Below are 22,001 nucleotides of genomic sequence, written 5' to 3'. Positions count from 1 at the left end.
GTTCTCGGCGCGTGGAAATCAACGCAGTCCCCTGCGTCCGGGTCGAAGGCCCGCAGTGCTTCAGTCGCCTGCGGCGGCGCTACCGCGGAGGTGGCTGGTGGGCAGGTCGGCCGGACGGTAGCCCCGCACGTACTCCACGATGAACTCTTTGGGGTATGCCGTGGCCGGCTCCCTGCAGTCGTCGGGGAACTCGTAGATGTTCAGCATGAGCTGCATCGGGTAGTTCGGGGATTGCCTGAGACTGCGCTGGTGGTGCCCGTCGATGAAGAACGAGACACGCTCGGGAGTCCACTCCATGGTGTACGTGTGGAACCGGCAGGCGTCGATCGGGACTTCGACCTGCGCAAAGTCGTCGTGAAGCGCGGGGTCGTCGAAGGGATGGATGCCCATGCCGATCGCCGTCGAATCGAGCTTGACATCGCGGCCGAAAATCTCGGCGATGCAGATCTCGGCCGACTGCTCGGGGACCTCTTCGTAGCCGATCATCCAGAGGGCCACCATGCAGCGCGGGTCGGCGATGGCCCGGGCACGCATCTCGACCACGCCGTAGTGGGGCGTGTAGAGCCGGCGGTTCTCCCATGCCTGGCTGACCCTGGCCGCCGGGTGGGTCCCGTGCTGACCGATGTCGCTGCCGACCGGCCCGCTGAACAGGCCGGTCTGGAGGCTTGAGACGCGCATCGGGCCGTCCAGGGCGGGCGCCCAGGGCGGCTGGTCGGACTCGATGCGCAGGCTCAGGTTCCCGCCGCTGACCCGGTGGCGAGCGGCGGCAGCGGCTCGGGTCGACCACTGGGGCAGGTAATAGGGAATCCATCGGGCGGTATCGAGTTGCTCGCCGGTGAAGTCCTCGTCGAACTCGATCACATAGCCGGCCTTGGTGACGGGGTCCGGCACTGGGCGGTGAGCGGGAGTAGCGGTCAACGGACTGCCTTTCGATCGATCACGGCGAGCTTACGCAACGGTCCCGACAAGGGCCGGTCTGAGCGGGCTTTTGGGCAGCGGCGGGCGCCTCGATCGGCGTGCGGTCGCAGAGCCAGATGACGGCGGCGGCGTGGGCCGAGGTCTGCGCGGCAGGTCGGCCTCATATCCTGGATCGGGTACTGCCAAATGCAGACATCGAGGATGAGTCACGTGCAGGTGCATTCCCGCCCCCGCCGCTCGCCGTCGGCCGACACTGAACCATCCATTACAGACAATGATGGCGATGGCCCACGACCATGCGGCACGTGGTGGCGGGAAGCAGCGGTCACGGCGACGGCGTCCGCGGTCTGCCTGTTCGGTACTGTGGTGCAGCCCGACGGCACTCTGTCGCCGCCGACGGCTGCCGCCTATTTCATCGCCGTGCTCTCCTGCGGCGTGCTGCCGGTGCGGCACCGGGCGCCTCTGGCTGCCCTGCTGACCACGGCCGCGATCGGCGTACTGGTACAACCTCTGGGTTTCCTGCTGAACCCGCTCGTCGAGGCCCCCGCCGTGGTTGCTGCCTACTTCTACGCGCTCACCGCGAGTACCGAAAGACGCGCGGCCAGCGCGGTGGTGCTCACCTCGGCGGCGCTTCTGGTCGCCTCCACTGCCTCGGTGGGGCAAATCTCGTGGCAGGATGCGAGCAGGATGGGCGCGGTGGCGGCGTTCCCGCTGGTGGCCGGTGTGCTCGGTCTCTCGGTGCGGAACCGACGGGCCTACCTGGCGGCCGTGGAGGAGCGGGCCCGGCGTGCCGAGAGGAGCCGGGACAGCGAGGCCCGCCGGAGAGTGGCCGAGGAACGGGTGCGCATCGCCCGGGAACTGCATGATCTCGTGGCCCATCAGATCACCCTGGCCAACGCGCAGGCCACGGTCGCCGCCCATCTGTTCGACGTCCGCCCAGAACAGACCCGTAAGAGCCTGAGCGAGCTCGTCGAAACCACCCGCCAGGCGCTCGACGAACTACGGGCGACGGTCGGTCTACTGCGTCAGGCCGGGGACACGGCCGGGCCCGCCGAACCGGCGCCCGGGCTGTCCCAGCTTCCCATGCTCGTCGAGTCCTTCCGCCGCGCGGGTCTGGAGGTGTCGGTGCACCAGGAGGGCACCGCCAGGCCACTGCCGCCGGGTGTGGACCTCACCGCGTACCGCATCGTCCAGGAGGCCCTGACCAACGTGACCAAGCACGCCGTTACTGACAGAGCCCATGTTCGCCTCACCTGGAACCGCGATCGTGTGACCATCACCGTCGTCGACGACGGAGGGGGCGCCCGGACGGCGCCGGGCCGTCCGCCCGGTTACGGTCTGATCGGGATGCGTGAACGTGCCACCGCGGTCGGCGGAAATCTCTCCACGGGCAGGGGCCCGGAGGGCGGCTTCCGCGTCTGCGCCTGGCTGCCCCTCCAGCCCGACAAGGACACGATGAAGCGCACCGATGGACCAGCGTCCGTCGGGGGGCACACGGCCGGCGGCGTGACGAGCGACAGAGAGGCCGGGGGTGCACCGTGACGCTCCGAGTGGTGCTCGCCGACGATCAGGCCCTGCTCCGCGAGGCCTTCCGGTTGCTCGTCGACAGTGCCGACGACATGACCGTGGTGGGTGAGGCCGCCGACGGCAGGGAGGCGGTACGGCTCACGCGGGAGCTGCGCCCGGACGTGGTGATCATGGACATCCGAATGCCGGAAGTGGACGGCCTCACCGCCACAGCGGAGATCTGCGCGGACCCGGAGCTGCGTACTGCCCGCGTCGTGATCCTCACGACCTACGAGACCGACGAGTACGTGGCTCAGGCGCTGCGCGCGGGGGCCAGCGGCTTCATCGGCAAGGGCATCGGGGCCGAAGACCTGCTGGACGCCGTGCGCACGATCGCCGCCGGCGACACCCTATTGTCCCCCGCCGCGACCCGCTCCCTGGTCGCCCGTTTCCTGGCCACACCGGACGAGCCCGCGCACCAGCATCCCGAACAGCTCGGCGTACTCACCGCGCGGGAACGCGAGATGGTGGCCCTGGTCGCAACCGGCCTGTCCAACCAGGAGATCGCCGAGCGAATGTTCCTCAGCCCCTTCACCGTCCGAGCCCACGTGCAGCGCGCCATGACAAAGCTGGAGGCCCGCGACCGGGCACAACTCGTCGTTATCGCCTACCAGACAGGCCTGGCCCACACCACCTTTGATCGGCGGTCGTAATTGCGGCACGGCGCGGCGGCAAGGTGCGGCAGCCGCCGCGCGGCTGCCGCACCACCTCACGGCATCGAAGTAGGTTCGGGCAGCACAAGGGCTGAGTGGGCCGGTCGTGCTGTCACGGAGGGTATGGCGGCGAGGTCGCGCAGCCTGGCGTTGCGTTGCTCCAGGGTGCGCGCCGTGGTGGGGAAGAGCATGGCCGCCCCGTTGTCGACCAACGCCTGATTCATGTCCACGAATTGGCGAAGGTCGCGTTCGTAGGCGGCGAAAGCCGCGGTGTGGTCGCCATTTGTGGCCAGGGCGTTGGCGAGGATGTAGGCACCGACGAGCGCAAGGCTCGAGCCCTGTCCGGTAAGGAACGACGGCGCGTACGCGGCGTCGCCGACGAGCACGACGCGACCGCTGGACCAGTGCGGCATACGGATCTGACCGGCCGTGTCAAAGAACAGGTCGTCGGCGTCGCGCATGGCCTTGACGATGCCAGGCACCTCCCACCCTGCGTTCGCGAAGATTGTGGCGACCAGATCCCGCTGGGCGTCGGGGTTCTGCAGGACCTCCAACGGTGGTTCAGGTCGGTGGAAGTTCAGGAAGGCGTGCAGCTCGTCGTTGTCCCCGACGGCGTAGAGGGCCGCGGCTCTCCCAGGGGTGTTCCACAACATGAGCTCGTGGGAGAGCCCGAAGGTGTTCGGCATGGTGAAGATGGCGAAGCCGTAGCCGAGGTAGCGGTGAAACTGCTCTTCGGGACCGAACAGGGACTGCCGGGTATGTGAGTGCATGCCGTCGGCCCCGACCACCAGGTCGAACGTGCGCTGTTGCCCGTCGCGGAAAGTCACGTCGACCCCGTGTTCGGACTGGTCGAGGGTGTCGATGGAGTTGCCGAACAGGAACTCGACGTCGTCGCGAACCACCGCGTAGAGGTTCGCGGTGAGATCTCCACGACGTACCTCGAGGTCCTGCCCCTCGACACTTCCGGCGACGGCATGCGGGGTGACCGAGGCCAACTCGCTGCCGTCGACGTTGAGAAAGGTGCAGCGCCGCATGTCGATGTGTGCTTCGCGCAGTCGCGGCAGTATCCCCATCCGCCGCACGACCTCTATCGCTGTGCCGCGGACGTCGATCGGGTAACCACCGTCGCGCGGTGCGCCTGCCTTCTCCACCACCGTGACCACGAATCCGGACCGGTGCAGCCAGTACGCCAGCGCGGGTCCGGAAACACTGGCCCCCGAGATCAGAACTGTGCGCTTCGCGGTAGTACTTACGTTCGGTGACAAACATTCAGGTGTCATGTCCGGGCCCCGTTCTTGGTGATGCGGAAAACGATCAGTGACAATGCGGTGACGAGGCCGGCGATGAGGAGCCCTGTGACGAAGGCCGATTCGGTCGGCAGACCGGTCCTCGGGTCGGCCCCCGCGGCGAGAATCGTGCCGCCGACCTGGGCGCCCACGATGACGCCGAACAGGCGGGTCACCACGAGCAGGCTGGTGGCGATGCCGGTGTCCTTGGCTTTCATGGCAGAGGCGGTGCTGGCGAGCAACGCCGTGGTGCCGGCACCCGCAGCGAACGCGGTAAGCACCTTCGCGACAGCGGGCTGCCAGGCGGCGTCGTGCAGCGCCGCCAGGGCGATCATCGCGACCGTCGTGACGCCGATTGCCACGATGACCACCGCACGCGGACCGAAACGCCGCGCCGCGAATCCGCCGATCGAATCGCTCACCGCTCCGGCGATGGCGCCGGGCAGCAGGAGCAGTCCGATTTCGGTGGTGTTGAGTCCGAAGCCGTACCCGTCGGCCGACACCGCGAACATCTGCGGGATCAGGATGACCACCATTCCGAAGGTGATGGACATGACGAAGGTGAGCACGATCGCATTCCGCATGTCCGGCTTCGCCAGCATCTGCAGATCGACCATCGGCGAGGCTGCCCGGCGCTCGACGACCACCCATCCGGTTGCGAGGGCGGCCACGATCACCACGATGGAAACGACCGCGAGTGGCGGCAGATCGCCGCTGGTCACCGTCACAAACCCGACCATGAGCGCGAGCAGCGTGCCGCTCAGCAGGGCCACGCCAGGCCAGTCGATCCTGTCGTCCGACGGTATCGGCGGGTCGTGCGGCATCAAACGAGCCACGGCCACCGTCGCCGCGATGATCGCGATCGTCGGTAGTACGAAGATCCACTGCCAGGACAGTCCGTGCGCGATCGGCCCGGCAACCAACATCCCGATGATGCCGCCGCCCGTGAACAGTGCGAGAACCACCCCGATGGCCGCCTGCGACTCACCTTTCGAGAGATGTTTGCGCACCAGGATGAAGGAGAGCGGCAGCGCACCCACCATGACACCCTGCAAGACCTGACCGAGCAGCAACACCGGCAGGTTCGGCGCCAGGCCGGCCAACAGACCACCCGCCGAGACCACGGCCATCAGCCAGAGCAGCACCCGCTTTCCGCCGTAGCGGTCGCCGAGTTTGCCGGCCACAGGTGTGAGCACCGCGCCGGTGACGAGGAGCGCGGTGGTGACCAATGCCCCTTCGGCAGGGCTTACCCCCAGCTCACGTTGCAGCAGCGGGAGCGCAGGCTCCACCACCGACTGCAGGGTGCCGAGGGCGAGTGCCAGGATGCCGAGGGCACCGACGGACCGCCTCCCGAGACGGACCGGGGAAACCGTACGCGCCGGGGAAACCACAGCTGTGGACACGGAAGTTCCTTTCATTCTTGGTTGCGAGCAGGTGCGTGGACCTGCACCCGTGCTCGTCATGACCGGCTCCGTGCCGGCCTAGGCCCAGCGGCGGCACCGCTGCATCCGGCTCGATCAGGTCGCGCATCTTCGGCGACTCGCCACCTGTTGATCACTTGAGACACCGCCGGGCAAGGAAGCGGAAAGTTCACGCCTCCAACACTTCCGTCCGGCGCCCCACAGGGCATCGTCTCCCGCCACCGTCTCTGCCTGGTGCACCTGAACGAGCCACTCGCGTTGTCCTAGTGCCTACGCACCGGAGGCAGGCGTGGGCCTGGAGACCTGACCTGGAGTTCAGCGGCCTGGACCAGCCCCGCAGCAAGCCGACATCTCTGTCTGGCCGCGCTGCAGGTGGGGACCAAATAACTTGATGGGCGGCAGGAGCGCCTGCGCGAGCGGCCTCTCGTGGACCGCGGCCACGGCTGCAGGGACGCCGCGATGGCGGTCTCGTCGCTCCGCGGATCGTGCCCAGGCACGTCCCGGCCTCGATGGGTTTCGACGGGGCGATCCTGTCGCGGTACGCGAAAGGGCTGACGAGCGGGAGATCGCCGCGCACCTGGCGGACGTGTACGACGCGGACGTGTCCCGGGAGTTGATAAACGAGGTAGCCGACAGTGTCCTGGCCGACATGGAAGCCCGGCGGCAGCGTCCCGGACGGCTGTTACCGGTGGCCGGCGAGGCGGCTCGCTCGTGACGAGAGCGAGGAGGTGCGGACCGGCCCGGCGTTCTGGCGCAAGCGGGTCCTGCCCGCGCCGCACGCCGTTTTCGCCGGATGCAATTGGGTCAGTCCTTCACCGCGCCGGTGGTGACGCCGGCGGCGATGTAGCGCTGGGCGACGACCAGCAGCACGGCTGCGGGGACCGACGCCACGACCGCGGTGGCCATGATGGCGTTCCACTGCTGGTTGTTGTTGCCGATGTACTGGTAGATGCCGAGGGTGATCGGCCGCAGCGCGCCACCGCCGTTGAGCGTGGACGCGAAGACGAAGTCCGACCATGCCCAGAGGAAGGCGAACAGGGCGACCGTGACGCTGGCGTTGCGGCTGACCGGCATGATGATCGACCAGAAGGTTCGCAGCGGACCGGCGCCGTCCACCCGCGCCGCCTGAGTGATCTCCTCAGGGATGCCGGACATGAACGCCTGGAAGATCAGCACCCCGAACGGCACGGCGATCGTGGCATCGGCGACGATCAGCCCCGGCAGGGTGTTGAGCACCCCCAGGTTGAGGTAGATGGCGTAGAAGCCCATCGCCATGATGATCCCCGGGATCATCTGGGCGACGAGGAGCACGAAGCTCACCGCCGCGCCGCCAGCGGGACGCAGCCTGGCCAGGGAGTAGCCGGCCGGTGCGGCGATGACCAGCGTGAGGGCGACCGTTCCGAACCCGACGAGCAGGCTGGTCCCGAGGTAGGGCAGTTGCTGGTCGAGGACGGCGCGGTACCCGTCGAGCGTGCCGTGCAGCGGCAGCAGGTCCGGCGGGGACTTGCGCATGTCCTCGTCCCGGGTGAACGAGACGTTGACCATCCAGTAGACCGGGAACAGCATCAGGGCCGTCAGCGTCAGGCCGATGCCGGTCTTCCACCACGTTGTGGCCCGTCTCATTCCGTGCCTCCCTGCCGGCGCTGGACGCGGATGTAGACCAGCCCGAACGCCAGGGCCGCCACGATGAGCAGGTTGCCCACCGCGGCACCCGGCCCGAACTGCGGCAGCAGGCTGCCGAACCCGAGCTGGTACGACCAGGTGGCGAGGGTGGTGGAGGAGTCGGCCGGGCCGCCCCGCGTCATGATCCAGATGATGTCGAAGACTTTGAGCGTGTAGACCAGGCCGAGCAGCAGGGTGATAGCGGAGACCGGGCGCAGCAGCGGGAACGTCAGGCGCCAGAACCGCTTCCACCCGGTGGCCCCGTCCAATGCGGCGGCCTCGTAGACCTGCGGCGAGATGCCCTGTAAGCCGCTGTAGAGCAGCACGAGGTTGAACGGGATGCCGATCCACACGTTGGCGATGATCACCGAGGCGAGCGACCAGTTCGGCGAGGTGAGCCAGTTGACCGGGGCGAGCCCCAGCGCCCCGAGGAACGTGTTCACCACGCCGGCCTCGCTGTTGAGCATCCAGGACCAGGTGGACGACGACACGATCAGCGGCAGCAGCCACGGCACGAGGAAGAGCGCCCGGAGCGTGGCGGACAGCCGGAAATGCTGGTGGAAGAAGACCGCCAGCGCCATGCCGATGCCGAACTGGAGCACCAGCGAGGCAGCGGTGAACACGAGGGTGTGCGTCACCGCCGGCACGAACGTCGGGTTGTCGGCCACCTCGCGGTAGTTCGCCAGGCCGATGAAGGGCGCGTCGCCGCGCACGAACGAGCGCACCGTGTAGTCGCGCAGGCTGAGGTCCAGGTTGCGGTAGAGCGGGTACGCGTAGAAGGCGAGCAGGTAGGCCAGCAACGGAAGCAGGAAGGCCCAGGCCGCCCAGCGCCCCGTGTCGCCGCGCGCCAGCCGGCGGGCCGGGTGGGCCCGTGACCGGGCGGGCGCTGGTGCCGCCCGGTCACGGGGCGATCGCGTGGTGGCGCTCATCCGTGCGGCTACTTCGTCGCCGCGGCGGCAGCCGACTGTGCCTCGGTCATCGCGGCCTGCGGCGTCTTCGACCCGCTCAGCGCCGCCTGGACGGCCTTCCACAGCTGCTCGGAGATCTTCGGGTACTTCGTGCCGAGGTCGTCGCCGGTGCGGCCCTTGGCCGCGCCGACCGCCTCGACCCACACCTTCAGCTCCGGGTTCGCGGCCACCTGCTTGGCCTGCGCCTCTGGGGTGGGCGCGATGTAGGACAGCGTCGTGTCGGTGGCCAGCAGGTTGTCGTCGCTGGTCAGGCAGGCGACCAGCTTCTGCGAGGTGGCGTACCGGTCGGCCTGCTTCTGCGCGGGGATGGTGACGAACTCTCCGCCGGTCGGCGCGGGGGCCGGGCCGCCGGCCGTGGCCGGGATAGCGATGATGCCGTACTCGAAGCCGAGCTTCTTGGCGTTGCCGAGCTGCCAGGTGCCGTTCTCGGCGAAGGCGTACTCGCCGCTGGCGAACTCCTGCCAGCTCGTCGTCTGGGTGTTGTTGATGACCGAGTTCGGAGCGTGGCCCTTCTTCAGCCAGTCGGTCCACAGGGACACCGCCGCGACGGCCTCGGGGGAGTCGAGCGTGGTCAGCCGTGCGCCGCTGCCCCAGAACCACGGCAGGAACTGGAAGCTGCCCTCCTCGGTGCCGATGGCGGAGAAGGTGATGCCCTTCTTGCCGGCGGCGGCCACCTTCGCCAGGGCGGCGTTCAGCGTGGCCCAGTCGGTGACCGAGGCCGGGTCGACGCCGGCGGCGGTCAGCACCGCCCTGTTGTAGTACAGGGCCAGGGTGTTGGCACCGATCGGCACCCCGTACGTCTTGCCGCCGCTCTGGCCGGCGCCGAGCAGGTTCGCCGACATCGCGGACGTGTCGAGCTTGTTCTCCTCGGTGGTGGTCAGGACGCCGGCCTCGGCGAGCGTGGACACGACCGGGTTGTCCACGATGAGCACGTCGGGCGAGTTGCCCTGCTGCGCCGCGAGCAGCGCCTTGTTCGTCAGGTCGGTGGTGTCGTAGCCGGTCCGGGTGACCGTCACCCCGGCATCGGTGCCGCACTTGGTGAGCAGCTTGACCCAGTCCGAGCCGCCGTCGAACTGCGGGTACGGGTCCCAGATGGCGTACGAGCCGGCGGCGTCGCCCGAGGTTTCCTCCGACGACGAGCACGCGACGGTGCCGCTGGCCGCGATCAGGGCCGCCAGCGCCACCCCGAAGACGCGCTGGCCTGTTCCAAAGGTCTTCACGAATGATCCCCTTTACCTGTTCAGCCGGAGGGTGCCCGAGCTGACCGCCGGCTCGCGGGCAGCGGGGCACGCTGGTGGGTAGATCGTCGAATCGATTCGCCGAATCGGTTCGCCAGAACGTAGGTCAGTCCGGAGCGGTGGTCAAGGGGTTCGCGGGACCTTCGTTAATCCGTGAGGAAACATCTCAGCAACCCGGCGTTTACCAGGTCGACGCATCTGCCGAACCTGGCGTCGGGTCGAATCGGTTCTCCATGCGTTGAGGGCCGGATGCAGGTCGGGCCGGCCGCTGCGCGAAACCGCCTGACCGGGCTGTGGTCCGACGGTGCCCGCCTGCTCGACGTGGGCCCGTTGCCGGCCCCGCAGGCGGTGGAGTTGGGGCGGGCGGTGGGCCGGGAGCGGATCCTCGGGGAGCCCGAGCCGGCCGAGGAGCTGGCGGGGAACTGCGCCGAGTCGACCGACGGGCGCAGCGGGGTGGCCCGCTGTTGCCTTCCCCCGCGCAGCTATCCGCGGCCGTTGGCGGCGGCCGCCAGCGACAGCGCCCGGAGCGCGCAGGACCAGCCTGCTGCCCCGAGGAGCATGCGGAGGTAGTTCAAGCTGGTCCACCACTGGACTGTCGCGGAGATTTTCGATTCTGGCCAGGAACCGGCGGAGCTCTGCAACATGAGCATCTGGGGAACGAAGTAACTGTAGCTGAAAATGGCGTATCCCAGCATGATGATGCCAGCACCCAGCACCCAGTGCCGGTTGGCCCGGTTGCCGCGCCACGCCACGATGTTCGCGACGGCAAGCAGTGCGACGACCGGTGATACGAACGGCCAGAAAACACGGCCGGCGTTGTACATGCCCGACCGTTCCATGGCGGCGAGGACATCGCGCGGCGGCACGCTGTCCCAGAGCGGCACGACGACGATCTTCTCGTACAAGCCGGCGCCGAACTGAACTCCTACGAAGACGACCAGGAGCCAGAGCAGGACGGATGCCACCCGGCCGGGCATCGGCGAGGCGGAACTACGGGACATATTCGACGGCATCTAACGTGCACCTGTCTCTTGTTCTGACAATTTCGATATCGGCCTCAGGCCACGTGCATCGCGACTTTTTCGTTCCAGTCGATGTGGTGGGTGTACATCCAGGAGTGAGACTTCGGGCCGGCGAAGAGTTTCAGGGCGATGGGCATCATGAGGTCGCGGAGGACCCGCGCCACGGGGCCGGCGGTCTTGCTGTTGGAGAGGGTCTTGGAATAGGCGACGACCCTTTCCACCCTGGGCCTGCGCAACTGTTCGTAGGCGGTGGAGGCGGCGTTGGTGTCCGGCGCGTCGCGCAGACATCTGGCCAGGATGACGGCGTCCTCGACGGCCATGGAAACGCCTTGGCCGGCCGACGGTGAGGTGGCGTGTACCGCGTCGCCGATGAGCAAGGCCGGGCCGCGGTGCCACACGGGGCTGGTGGGGATGTCGTAGACCAGGTGAGCGCCGACGTCCCCGACGCTGTCGGTGACTATCTCGTTGATGACCGGTAGGTCATCGGCGAACAGGTCACGCAGTTGGCGCTGCCACTGCGCCGTCGGGATGGCAGCCAGTTCCTTGCGGGTGGGTTCGTCGGAGCGGTGCAGGTTGGCGAACCAGCAGGTCTCGCCGGACTCCCGTACCAGGTAGAGCCTTCTGGAGTGCGCCGCGCCGTACGCAGACGCTGACGGTGCCGTCCGGGAGGTGGCCGTGCCGCCGATACCACCGCCGATAATCAATGCCTTTCTCACGATGACCTCTTCCTCAACGACTGTGGTGGGGTCTTCCGGGCGACTTGGCCGGGCTCGACGACGACGAACTGGCCCATCAGTTCCCGGTCCTCCGACGTGGGCGCCCCATCGACGCAGATCGTGTCCCCGAGGATGCCCCGGCTGCGTGTCGGGTCGTCGACGATGAACGGGCCGGCCATGCCGAGGTAGACGTGCCGCGCGGTCTGCTGGTGCGGCCCACCGTTCATCGCTGCGGGCAGATGCATACCGTGCCGGTGCAGGCTCGTCGGTCGTCCGGAGGTCGGACATCCGGCGGCCGGATTCGTCCCCGCCACCGAGTGAAGCGGTGGCGGCCGGTACGCCGATGAGTCCCATCTTCAACAGCGACCCGCGGGTGATGCGCCGCGACCCCATCAGGCGACCGCGCCGATCGTCACGGTGTCGGCGCTGCCGGACACGATCACCTGGTACCAGCGGTCGCCGGTGTGCGGCCGGGACGACTGTTCGATCAGCCCACCGCCGGCCGCGCCGAACCACCGGTCGTCGAGCATCACCTTGGTGGCGCCCTTGCCGATCTCCAGCCGCACCGGTACGTCGGCGGGTCGGTCGACGCGAAGATCCCTCACGGAGGTGAGGCGGAGCGTGGTCGATACCGTTGGATGGCCCAGGCTGAGCCGCAGGTGAGTCGCGCCGCAGTGGAACGCGACCGAACGCACATCGAGGCCGGTGAGGTCGGCGTCGAGGTGTTCGGCGCCGCCGTGCACATCGAACGCCCACGGCACTGCTGGGCTCAGGCGTACGGTGTTGGGGCCCATGTGGCGCAGCAACCCTGAGCCCACCGGGTACTCGACGTGGACGTTGTGGCCGGCCGCCCAGACCAGCGGCAGCGGGTGTGCGAAGTCCGCCGCCATCAGTCCGGTCAACTGCTCGTCCACGCGCAGGCCAAGCTGGGCCAGGCCGCTGTCGAAGCTGAGCCTCGCCACCTCGGGCGTCCCGTCGGCGAAGGGCACGACGACGTGCGGGTCGCGGACTCCCGCTGATGTCGCGACGACGCTCATGATCGGCCTCCAGGAGGGCATGCGTTGGATAGACCGAGCCTCCCGGGACCAGAGGTTCCGCGCCTCGGGCAACTGCCCTAGCCGCCGCCTTAGATTCCGCCTCCAGGACGTGCGTACCCTCGATCAAGTGGGGTTGAAGGTGTTCGTGGGCCGGCGGGATCAGTTGGCTTCGGTCGACGAGGCGGTGCGGCTCGCGCACACCGGAGAGCCACAGTTCGTGGTGTTCGGCGGCGAGGTCGGGGTCGGCAAGACGCGCCTGATGCGGCACGTCGCCGACCGGTCGGCGGAGTCCGGGATGCGGGTCCTGTCCAGCGCCTGCGTCGAGCTGGGAGTGGAGGGCTTTCCGCTCGCGCCGGTTACCGCCGTACTGCGCGACCTGGTCCACGAGATGGGCGAAGCGGCGTTGCCGGCTCTGCTGCCGGGCGCCGACGCCCTGCTGGGGCTGCTTCCGGAGCTGGGCACACCGGCACCGGCCCCAAGCAGCCAGGCGCAGATGTTCGACCTGTTCGCCGCTCTGCTGCGGCGGCTCGGCGCCGAGCGCCCCGTACTGCTCGTCATCGACGACCTGCAGTGGGCCGATCGCTCAACTCGCGATCTGCTGGGGTATCTGGCCCGTACCATGCGAGCCGCGCGCGTTCTGACGATCATGGCTTATCGCACAGACGATCTGGACCACCTCCACCCGCTGCGCCCCTTCCTCGCCGAGCTGGAGCGCCTGCGCGGAGTACGCCGCAGCGAGCTGGCAAGGTTCTCCAGGGCCGAGATCGCCGAACTGGTTGCCGGGCGGCGCGCCGCTCCGGCCGCCCGGCCGCTGGTCGACGAGGTATACCGCCGGTCGGGTGGCAACGCCCTGTTCGCCGAGGAACTGGCCCTGGTCGATGGGGTCGGTGACGTCCCGGACTCCCTCCGCGACCTGCTGCTGCACCGCGTCGAACAGCTTCCCCCCTCCGCGCTGCGCATCGTGCGGCTGGCCGCCGTCGGTGGGCGCGAAGTCCCCCACCGCCTGCTCGCCGCCACTGCGGGCCTGGACGAGACACGGCTGCTGGACGCGTTGCGGGCCGCCACGGCCGGGCAGGTGCTGGTCGCTACCGAGGAGGGATACGAGTTCCGGCACGGGTTGCTGCGTGAGCTAACCGCCGCGGATCTCCTGCCCGCGGAGCGGGCACGGATGCACCGCCGGTATGCCGAAGCGATCGAGGCTGATCCCAGCACGGTGCCGGCGGATCGGCTCGCCGCGCAGATCGCCCACCACTGGCACGGCGCGGGCGAGGACCGAAAAGCGTTGCCCGCGCTGGTACGGTCCGCGGAGGTCGCCGGAAACATGCACGCCCGCGCCGAGCAAGCCCATATCATCGAGCGCACGCTGGACCTGTGGCCGCGTGTACCGGGTGCAGAACAGCTGTCCGGGCACAACCGGCTCGACCTGTTCGAGGCGGCTGTCGGCGCGGCGACCTGGGCTGGCGAGGATGTTCGCGCGCTCGGCCTGATCGACCGGGCACTCGCCGAGATCGACCAGGCGCGGGAGCCCGGCCGGGCCGCGAAGCTGCTCGCCCATCGCGGTATGACATTGCACAATCTCGACCGCGATGGCGCGCTCACGTCGGTGGAGGAAGCAGTTCGGCTGCTGCCTGCCGCACCTGCGCACATTCGCGCGGGCGTGCTCGATCTCGTCTCTGCGGTGTTCGCGCTTCGCGGGCATCCCGGCCGGGCCCGGGACGCCGCTGAGGAGGCGGCCCAACTCGCCGCCGACCTGGGCGACGTCAAGGTGACGGCCAACGCCCGTACGACGCTGGGCTGGGTGCTGTGCCAACTCGGCGCCTACGACGAGAGCCTGGCGACCCTGCAGGCGGTGAGAGACCGGGCCAACGAACACAACGATCTGGTGCAGGTGGCGAGGGCGCAACTCAACATCGCCGAGGCCCTGGCCAACCTCGGGCACTATCCAGCCATGATCGACGCCGCGCACGCCGGTCTTGACGCGGCGTACGGGTCAGGCGTCAGCCGAACCCTCGGGGCGCTGCTCGCCGCCCATCTCTGCGCCGCGCTCACCGCCGTCGGCCGGTGGGACGAGGCCGAATCGACCAGTGCGACAGCCCTCGACATGGACCCACCCAATGTGTTCAGCGCTGCGCTGTACGCCCTGCGTGCCGAGATTGCCTTCGCCCGCGGCGAGATCGAAACCGCACGCGAACAACTGTCCCTCGCCCGTACCCTGCTGGGCCCGGTGTCCCATCCCGGCCCGACAGCCCTGGCGGTGACCCGGCTCGAAGCCGAGATCGCGCTTGCCGAGAACCGGATCAGTGCCGCGCAAGCAACCGTCGCCGCGGCGCTGCCCGCCGTAACCGGCACCAGTCTCGCTCTGTACGCCTGGCCACTGGTCACGATCGGCGGCCGGATCGAAACGCACGCTCGGATTCGAGCCCGAGTTCGGTCCCGCTCCGCCACCGGCGATGGTGCGGTCGACGCACTGCGGGCCGTCGCGGCCCATCTCCCCACTCACACCCCGCTGTTTCGGGCCTATGCCACCGAGTTCGCGGCAGAGACCGGAGAACCGGCCATTTCCTGGCCCGATGTGGTCGAGGCATGGGACGCAGTCGGCAGCCCCTACCCCGCCGCCCGCGCACGGCTGCGCGCCGCGGAAGCAGCCCTCGGCGTTGGCGACCGTCCCACCGCACGGCGATGGATTCTGGCGGCCGCTGAACAAGCCGACCGCCTCGGCGCCGAGTCACTGTCCGAACAGGTCCGTCTACTCGCCCGTAGCAGCAATCTTCCGTTCGGCGCACAGGCCGAACCGCGCGCCCGTACCGGAGAACTCGAACGCCGCGGGCTGACGGATCGCGAAATCGAGGTGCTCCATCTCGTCGCAGCGGGCCGGTCCAACCGCCAGATCGGTGAGCAACTGTTCATCAGTGCGAAGACCGCCAGCGTGCACGTCTCCAACATCCTGGCCAAACTCGGCGTCAACAGCCGGGGCGAGGCCAGCGCCACCGCCCACCGCCTACACCTCCTTGAGGAATAGGGCAGGACCAGGAAAGGAGTGACGAAAGAGCGAGGCGACTGATCAGAGTGCGTCGGCGAGGTCACGGCGCCATGCGGCCTCGTCGGCCAGTGCTCCTGTCTCGCGGTATCGACGGACCTGTGGCGCATCGGGCATGACCTCGGCGGCTTCGGCGACCGGCACCGGCCGGAACCCGAGCCGCTCCCAGAAAGCCCCGGCGCTCGTGGAGAACACGTATGCCGTACGTCCTTCCTGCGCAGCCGCTTCCGCGAGGACGTGCTCGACCAGCCGCCGTGCGGCTCCGCATCCCCGAAGATCGGGCCGGACGGCGACGCTGCGCAGCAGCACGCAGTGACCCTGCCGCTCCAGGCCCGCAGCCACGGCTGGGCCGGCCGCATCCCTAATGAGCCAGTACCGGGTGCCGGGCGCGAGGACGTCCTGGGGCGAGAGCCCCTGGCCCGTGAGGAAGGCCGTGAGTTCCTCCCTGTCCGCCGATCGGGCCGCGGGCAGCGGCAGGGGCTTCGCGTAGCAGCGGCTGAGCGACTTGTGCTGGTATGGCGGGTAGTTGGGGATTGGCAGGTAGCCGGCCCGGGTGTACAGCGCGATGGCCTCGGGCTGGTGGACGGCCGTCTCCAGGCGCATCTCGGTGTGGCCGAAGCTGGCGGCGGTGCGCTCCGCCTCGGCCAGCAGTCGGGCGGCGACGCCTCGGCCCCGTGCCTCGGGGGCGACGTACATGCGCTTGAGTTCGGCCGCCGTGTCCGGTGTCGGGAAAGGCTGTACGGCGCAGCAGCCGACCGGTCGGCCGTCCGCCTCGGCGAGCAGGAAGCGTATCGCGGGGTGGATGTGGGCGCCGCCGGTGCAGGGCTCGTCGGGATAGCGGGCGGTGAGGTCGGCGTCGAGGTCCCGGATGAGCCGGAGGATCCTCGGGTCGTCGGCCGCGACGGCGGTGATGGCCGGGGCGGAGGTGGTCACTTGCTGTGGTTCCTTTCGACGATCAGGTCGAGCTGGGTCTGCAGCACGCGCCGCTGCAGGTCGGGCGGATAGGCGTCCGGGTCGGTCACGGCATTGAGGGCGAGACCGTCCAGGCAGGCGACCAGGCTGCGCACCCGGTCGTCGAGGAGCTCCGGTTCAGTAACAGCCGGGCAGGCGGCGCGCACCAGGCCGGTCAGGCGACGGATCCAAGAGGCGTGGCTGCGGGTGTGCTCGGCGAGCAGAGCAGGGTCGTGGCGGGTGGTGAGCAGGAACTGGGACCAGACAACGGCTTCCAGGTGTCGTTCGCTGTCCAGTGGCAGTGCCTGCTCGGCGACGGCGTAGAGGGTGTCGCGGGCGCTGGCGGCAGCGGGCAGTGTGTCGATACGGGCCGCCATCCGGCGGTGCATCTCGGTACGGGCATGGGCGAGCAGCATCTTCTTCCCGGAGAAGTAGTGGGTGACCATGCCCGTGGTGCAGCCCGCGGCGGCTGCGACCGCACGCAGCGTCAGGCCCTCGAGACCGCTGTCCGAGACGACCTGCCAGACGGCCTGCGAGATCGTCTCCCGTCGTTCTTCGTGGTCTACCTGCTTCGGCATCCGACCCCTTTGCATAACCACTGTTGCGCAACGAGTGTTATGTTAACTCGCCGTTCTTGCCCTGGGAAGTGAGCTGGCCCACTGGTCGGGCAAGTCGCGCATCGAGCACCCACTCGCCTGCGAGCTGGGCAAATCCGGGGGTAGCGGGTCCGGACCACACGGTCGCGGGCGCCGCGCGGCGAAAATGGTTGCGATAATGTTTCGGCTTGCGCGCTACCGAGAGTCCCCGTCGGGCTCGAGGGCCGCCGCCTTGGTCCTGGGCGGGCCGGGCGGCGGAATGTGCGTCCCGCCGACCCCGGGAGCGCGTTCGGGCTGGTTGACCCACCGCTTCGCGGTGCCTGGTCGTGGCGCGCCGCCGGCTGCCGAGGGCTCGAACGTCGCCCCCGAGTAGGTTGCTCCGAAAGTGTCGGCCGGGCCGGTGTCGAAACGAGAAACTTGCGAAACCTTATCGTCACATCTTGACGGGCGATGCATCCATCCATGAGAGTCCATGTGGGCGACAGTGGCGCACCGTCGGGAGCTCGGACGCCACAGGCATCGACGTATGCCGATGACAGGGTGCGCGGGCGGCACCTGTTAACGCTAACAGCGACGTTCCTCGCCGCTGATCTGATCATCGCGCAGGGCGTGCCCCGCCGGTGACGGCCGGCGCCGTCGAACCCTGTCGGCTGCGTTCCCCACCAGAACCGGGGCCCGAACGACGGTGGCGGCCTCCTTCGCCCTGCCCCTGACGCCGGGCCCGTCCGCCCAGGAACTCCACCGTTTCGACCAGCCCGTGCAACAAGCGTGACGTCAGAAGGGCTCAGTATCGTGGCGATCAGTCGAAGGCCACATCAAGGCTGTGGCCGCGTCGGGTGCGCTCGCCACTACATCTGGTCCACCTCGAACATCGGCGGCAACTCGTGGACGGCACTCGACCAGCGTGACTACACCCCGCCGCTGAACGCCAAGCGCGGCTCGATGTCTGGGACCAGCGACGCCGAGTACAGCGGTCTGGTCTTTCACTGGGGCAAGCCGAACTGGGTGCGGCTCAGGTCGTCGAACCTCCCGGACTACTTCGTGCGGGCTACCTGCTGCGGATCGACCCGCTCGGCGCGAGGGCGAGCGCGAGCGACCGGCAGGACGCCACCTTCCGCATCACGTCCTGAGCACCGTCCACACCATCACTCACCCGCCTCCCGGCATGAGGAGACACGTGATGTCACGACACAGATCCCGGTTCGCATCCGTCGCGGTCGCGACGCTGCTGGCCCTCGGCATGGGTGCCGCGATGGTCGGTGGCGGCCTCGGGGGCCCCGCCCAGGCCGCGCAGGTGGGCACGGCGGCGGCGACGGCCGGCTGCGGTAAGGCCCCGACGCTGGCCAGCGGGACGCACACGATCCAGAGCAACGGCAAGAACCGGACGTTTATCCTGCGGGTCCCCGACGGCTACGACGCCAACCGGCCGTACCGGCTGGTCTTCGGGTTCCACTGGTGGGGCGGCACCGCCGTTGACGTCGCGACGGGCCAGACGGTGCAGCGGGACGTGTGGGCCTACTACGGCCTACTACGGCTGGCGAACAACAGCACGATCTTCGTGGCCCCGCAGGGCATCGACAACGGCTGGGCCAACTCCGGCGGCGAGGACCTCACGTTCGTCGACGACATGCTCCGCCGGATCGAGAGCGGCCTGTGTGTCGACACGACGCAGCGGTTCTCCATCGGCTTCAGCTACGGCGGCGCCATGAGCTACGCACTGGCCTGCGCCCGGCCGAACGTCTTCCGGGCGGTCGCGGTCCAATCCTCCCCCGGCACGCTCAGCGGATGCAGCGGCGGCACCCAGCCGTTCGCGTACCTCGGGGTGCACGGCATCGGCGACAACATCGCCACTGGACGATCGCTGCGCGACCGCTTCGTCCGCAACAACGGCTGCACGGCCGCGAGCCCGCCGGAGCCGAGGGCGGGCAGCCTGACGCACACGGTCTTCAGCTACTCCGGCTGCCGGTCCGGCTACCCGGTGGTGTGGGCGGCGTTCGACGGTGGTCACATCGCCGCTCCGCAGGACGGCGCCAGCGGCGACAGCGGCTCGCGGACCTGGGTCCCGGGCGAGGTGTGGCGGTTCTTCACCCAGTTCGCCGGCACCCCGCCGACCACCCCGCCGACCACCCCGGCACCGGACGGCTGCGCCGCCACGTACCAGACCGTGGGTCAGTGGTCGGGCGGCTTCCAGGCCGAGGTCAAGGTGACCGCCGGCACCTCCGCCATCAGCGGGTGGCGGGTGAGCTGGACGCTCGCCAACGGGCAGACCATCACCCAGATCTGGGGCGGTCGCAACGCCCCCGCCGGCAGCACCCAGAACGTCTCCAACGAGATCTGGAACGGCAACCTGCCCGCCGGCACGTCCACGACGTTCGGGTTCGTCGCCGGCGGTACGCCGACGACACCGTCGCTCAGCTGCGTCAGCCTCTGACCCGCGTGATTGGGAGAGATCATGTCTGAAGTGACACGAAGGAACGTGCTCAAGGCCGGGGCGGTGGGAGCCGGGGCCGCGCTGCTGCCGGCCGCGTGGACCGCCGCCGCCCGGGCCGGCTCGGTGGCGCCGCCGCAGGTGCTGGCCGCCGGCGACATGGCGCTGTGGTACGACGAGGGGGCGGGCACCGACTGGCTCCGCGCGTTGCCGATCGGCAACGGGCGTCTCGGTGCCATGGTGTTCGGCAACGTCGACACCGAACGGCTGCAACTCAACGAGGACACCGTCTGGGCCGGCGGCCCGTACGACTCCGCCAACACCCGTGGCGCGGCGAACCTGGCCGAGATCCGCCGGCGCGTCTTCGCCGACCAGTGGTCCTCGGCGCAGGACCTGATCAACCAGACGATGATGGGGACGCCGGGCGGTCAGCTCGCCTACCAGACCGTGGGCAACCTCCGGCTCGCCTTCGGCTCGGCCAGCGGGGCGTCACAGTACAACCGGACGCTCGACCTCACCACGGCCACCGTCACCACGACGTACGTGCTCAACGGCGTCCGGTACCAGCGCGAGGTGTTCGCCAGCGCGCCCGACCAGGTGATCGTGCTGCGGCTGACCGCCGACCGCGCCAGCTCGATCACGTTCAGCGCCACCTTCGACAGCCCGCAACGCACAACCATGTCGAGCCCGGACGCCAACACGATCGCCGCCGACGGCATCTCCGGCAGCATGGAGGGCATCAACGGTTCGGTGCGTTTCCTCGCCCTGGCCCACGCCGTCGCGACGGGCGGCACGGTCAGCAGCTCCGGCGGCACCCTGCGGGTATCCGGCGCCACGAGCGTGACCGTGCTGATCTCGATCGCGTCCAGCTACGTCAACTACCGCACCGTCAACGGCGACTACCAGGGCATCGCGCGTACCCGCCTGAACGCCGCCCGGACCGTGAGCATCGACCAGCTGCGCAGCCGCCACATCGCCGACTACCAGGCGCTGTTCAACCGGGTGACCATCAACCTGGGACGCACGGCCGCAGCGGACCAGCCGACCGACGTGCGGATCGCGCAGCATGCGAGTTCCAACGATCCACAGTTCTCCGCGCTGCTGTTCCAGTTCGGGCGGTACCTGCTGATCTCCTCCTCGCGGCCGGGCACCCAGCCGGCGAACCTACAGGGCATCTGGAACGACTCCCTGGCACCGTCCTGGGACTCGAAGTACACCATCAACGCCAACCTGCCGATGAACTACTGGCCTGCCGACACGACGAACCTGTCCGAGTGCTTCCTGCCGGTCTTCGACATGATCAAGGACCTGACGGTGACCGGCGCGCGCGTCGCCCAGGCCCAGTACGGTGCCGGGGGCTGGGTCACCCACCACAACACGGACGCTTGGCGGGGCGCGTCGGTCGTCGACGGGGCGCTGTGGGGCATGTGGCAGACCGGCGGCGCCTGGCTGGCCACGCTCATCTGGGAGCACTACCTGTTCACCGGCGACGTCGGCTTCCTGCAGGCCAACTACCCGGCCCTGAAGGGCGCCGCCCAGTTCTTCCTCGACACCCTGGTCGTCCATCCGACGCTCAACTACCTGGTCACGAACCCGTCGAACTCGCCGGAACTTCCCCACCACTCGAACGTCAGCGTCTGCGCGGGTCCCACGATGGACAACCAGATCCTGCGCGACCTGTTCGACGCCGCGGCCCGAGCCAGCGAGACGCTCGGCGTGGACACCACCTTCCGGTCACAGGTGCGGACGGCCAAGGACCGGCTGCCGCCGAGCCGCGTCGGCTCACGCGGCAACATCCAGGAGTGGCTTGCCGACTGGATCGAGACCGAGCGGACCCACCGGCACGTCTCCCACCTGTACGGCCTGCACCCCAGCAACCAGATCACCAAGCGCGGCACCCCGCAGCTCTACGAGGCCGCGCGCCGGACGCTGGAACTGCGCGGCGACGACGGTACCGGCTGGTCCCTCGCCTGGAAGATCAACTTCTGGGCCCGCCTGGAGGACGCCGCCCGCGCCCACAAGCTCCTGAAGGACCTGGTGCGCACCGACCGGCTCGCCCCGAACATGTTCGACCTGCACCCACCGTTCCAGATCGACGGCAACTTCGGCGCCACCTCCGGCATCGCCGAGATGCTCCTGCACAGCCACACCGGGGAGCTGCACGTGCTGCCCGCGTTGCCGACCGCGTGGCCCACCGGGCAGGTCGCGGGCCTGCGCGGTCGGGGCGGATACACCGTCGGCGTTGCCTGGACCAGCGGCCAGGCCGACGAGATCAGCGTCCGCGCCGACCGCGACGGCACGCTGAAGATGCGTGCCCGGCTCCTCACCGGCAGCTTCACCCTCGTCGACGTCACCGACGGCAGCACGCCGACCGTCACCCGGCCGGAGACCGACGTCGTCCAGTTCGCCGTCCGCGCCGGCCACACCTACCGCGCGGCGCGACCCGGGGTGACGCCGTCACCGACCCTGACCCCCACCCCCACCCCGACCCTCACCCCGACG

General features: G+C 69.2%; 17 protein-coding genes. 5 read left to right on the top strand and 12 right to left on the bottom strand.

What is annotated here, in order from left to right; genetic code table 11:
• Positions 1-60: 60 nt before the first annotated feature.
• Complete coding sequence (locus MCAG_RS07740) at positions 61-861, bottom strand: glycoside hydrolase family 16 protein (protein WP_198141523.1); 801 nt, start codon at positions 859-861, stop codon at positions 61-63.
• Between the two features lie 423 nt (positions 862-1,284).
• On the opposite strand from MCAG_RS07740, the gene MCAG_RS07735 reads away from it, so the two are divergent.
• Together MCAG_RS07735 and MCAG_RS07730 are read left to right on the top strand one after the other, a co-directional pair.
• Positions 1,285-2,460, top strand: coding sequence for a sensor histidine kinase (locus MCAG_RS07735; RefSeq protein WP_198141522.1), 1,176 nt, complete (start codon positions 1,285-1,287; stop codon positions 2,458-2,460).
• Positions 2,457-3,137, top strand: a complete 681-nt coding sequence (locus tag MCAG_RS07730; RefSeq protein ID WP_007072405.1) for a response regulator transcription factor — start codon at positions 2,457-2,459, stop codon at positions 3,135-3,137. Before MCAG_RS07735 ends, MCAG_RS07730 begins: the two co-directional genes overlap by 4 nt.
• A 56-nt stretch (positions 3,138-3,193) precedes the next feature.
• Here MCAG_RS07730 and MCAG_RS07725 read toward each other — a convergent pair whose 3' ends face one another.
• From MCAG_RS07725 to MCAG_RS33520, 9 genes are all read right to left on the bottom strand, one after another.
• Positions 3,194-4,417, bottom strand: coding sequence for an FAD-dependent monooxygenase (locus tag MCAG_RS07725; protein WP_036372780.1), 1,224 nt, complete (start codon positions 4,415-4,417; stop codon positions 3,194-3,196).
• Complete coding sequence (locus MCAG_RS07720; protein WP_198141521.1) at positions 4,414-5,826, bottom strand: MFS transporter; 1,413 nt, start codon at positions 5,824-5,826, stop codon at positions 4,414-4,416. The genes MCAG_RS07725 and MCAG_RS07720 overlap by 4 nt, the downstream gene beginning before the upstream one ends.
• 822 nt (positions 5,827-6,648) lie before the next feature.
• Positions 6,649-7,467, bottom strand: a complete 819-nt coding sequence (locus MCAG_RS07710; protein ID WP_007072402.1) for a carbohydrate ABC transporter permease — start codon at positions 7,465-7,467, stop codon at positions 6,649-6,651.
• Positions 7,464-8,435, bottom strand: a complete 972-nt coding sequence (locus MCAG_RS07705) for a carbohydrate ABC transporter permease (protein WP_007072401.1) — start codon at positions 8,433-8,435, stop codon at positions 7,464-7,466. The genes MCAG_RS07710 and MCAG_RS07705 overlap by 4 nt, the downstream gene beginning before the upstream one ends.
• An 8-nt stretch (positions 8,436-8,443) precedes the next feature.
• Positions 8,444-9,694, bottom strand: coding sequence for an extracellular solute-binding protein (locus MCAG_RS07700; protein WP_007072400.1), 1,251 nt, complete (start codon positions 9,692-9,694; stop codon positions 8,444-8,446).
• A gap of 500 nt (positions 9,695-10,194) precedes the next feature.
• Positions 10,195-10,677, bottom strand: coding sequence for a DUF1772 domain-containing protein (locus MCAG_RS07695; protein ID WP_198141520.1), 483 nt, complete (start codon positions 10,675-10,677; stop codon positions 10,195-10,197).
• A gap of 92 nt (positions 10,678-10,769) precedes the next feature.
• Entirely contained in the window at positions 10,770-11,450 is a 681-nt protein-coding gene (locus tag MCAG_RS35895) for an NAD(P)/FAD-dependent oxidoreductase (RefSeq protein ID WP_007072398.1), read from the bottom strand.
• On the bottom strand, positions 11,447-11,695 hold the full coding sequence (locus MCAG_RS34550) for a hypothetical protein (RefSeq protein ID WP_036372776.1): 249 nt from the start codon (positions 11,693-11,695) through the stop codon (positions 11,447-11,449). Before MCAG_RS34550 ends, MCAG_RS35895 begins: the two co-directional genes overlap by 4 nt.
• 147 nt (positions 11,696-11,842) lie before the next feature.
• Positions 11,843-12,487, bottom strand: coding sequence for a hypothetical protein (locus MCAG_RS33520; protein ID WP_198141519.1), 645 nt, complete (start codon positions 12,485-12,487; stop codon positions 11,843-11,845).
• Between the two features lie 127 nt (positions 12,488-12,614).
• Here MCAG_RS33520 and MCAG_RS35890 point away from each other — a divergent pair, with 127 nt between their 5' ends.
• Positions 12,615-15,506, top strand: coding sequence for a helix-turn-helix transcriptional regulator (locus MCAG_RS35890; RefSeq protein WP_050777903.1), 2,892 nt, complete (start codon positions 12,615-12,617; stop codon positions 15,504-15,506).
• Positions 15,507-15,548: 42 nt separating this feature from the next.
• Here the strand turns inward: MCAG_RS35890 and MCAG_RS07670 are convergent, their stop codons facing one another.
• Both MCAG_RS07670 and MCAG_RS07665 read right to left on the bottom strand, forming a co-directional pair.
• Positions 15,549-16,457, bottom strand: a complete 909-nt coding sequence (locus MCAG_RS07670) for a GNAT family N-acetyltransferase (protein ID WP_007072394.1) — start codon at positions 16,455-16,457, stop codon at positions 15,549-15,551.
• On the bottom strand, positions 16,454-17,053 hold the full coding sequence (locus tag MCAG_RS07665) for a TetR/AcrR family transcriptional regulator (protein WP_036372772.1): 600 nt from the start codon (positions 17,051-17,053) through the stop codon (positions 16,454-16,456). Before MCAG_RS07665 ends, MCAG_RS07670 begins: the two co-directional genes overlap by 4 nt.
• Positions 17,054-18,251: 1,198 nt before the next feature.
• Between MCAG_RS07665 and MCAG_RS07660 the strand changes: the two genes are divergently transcribed.
• Together MCAG_RS07660 and MCAG_RS07655 are read left to right on the top strand one after the other, a co-directional pair.
• Complete coding sequence (locus MCAG_RS07660) at positions 18,252-19,502, top strand: cellulose binding domain-containing protein (RefSeq protein WP_036372770.1); 1,251 nt, start codon at positions 18,252-18,254, stop codon at positions 19,500-19,502.
• 21 nt (positions 19,503-19,523) lie between these two features.
• Positions 19,524-22,001: glycoside hydrolase N-terminal domain-containing protein (locus MCAG_RS07655; protein ID WP_007072391.1), on the top strand; the 2,478-nt coding region annotated here is incomplete at its 3' end.

This window comes from Micromonospora sp. ATCC 39149 (assembly GCF_000158815.1).
In the GTDB taxonomy this organism is placed as follows: domain Bacteria; phylum Actinomycetota; class Actinomycetes; order Mycobacteriales; family Micromonosporaceae; genus Micromonospora.
Note: the sequence above shows the minus strand (reverse complement) of the source record. Positions and strands in the feature narration are given on the sequence as shown.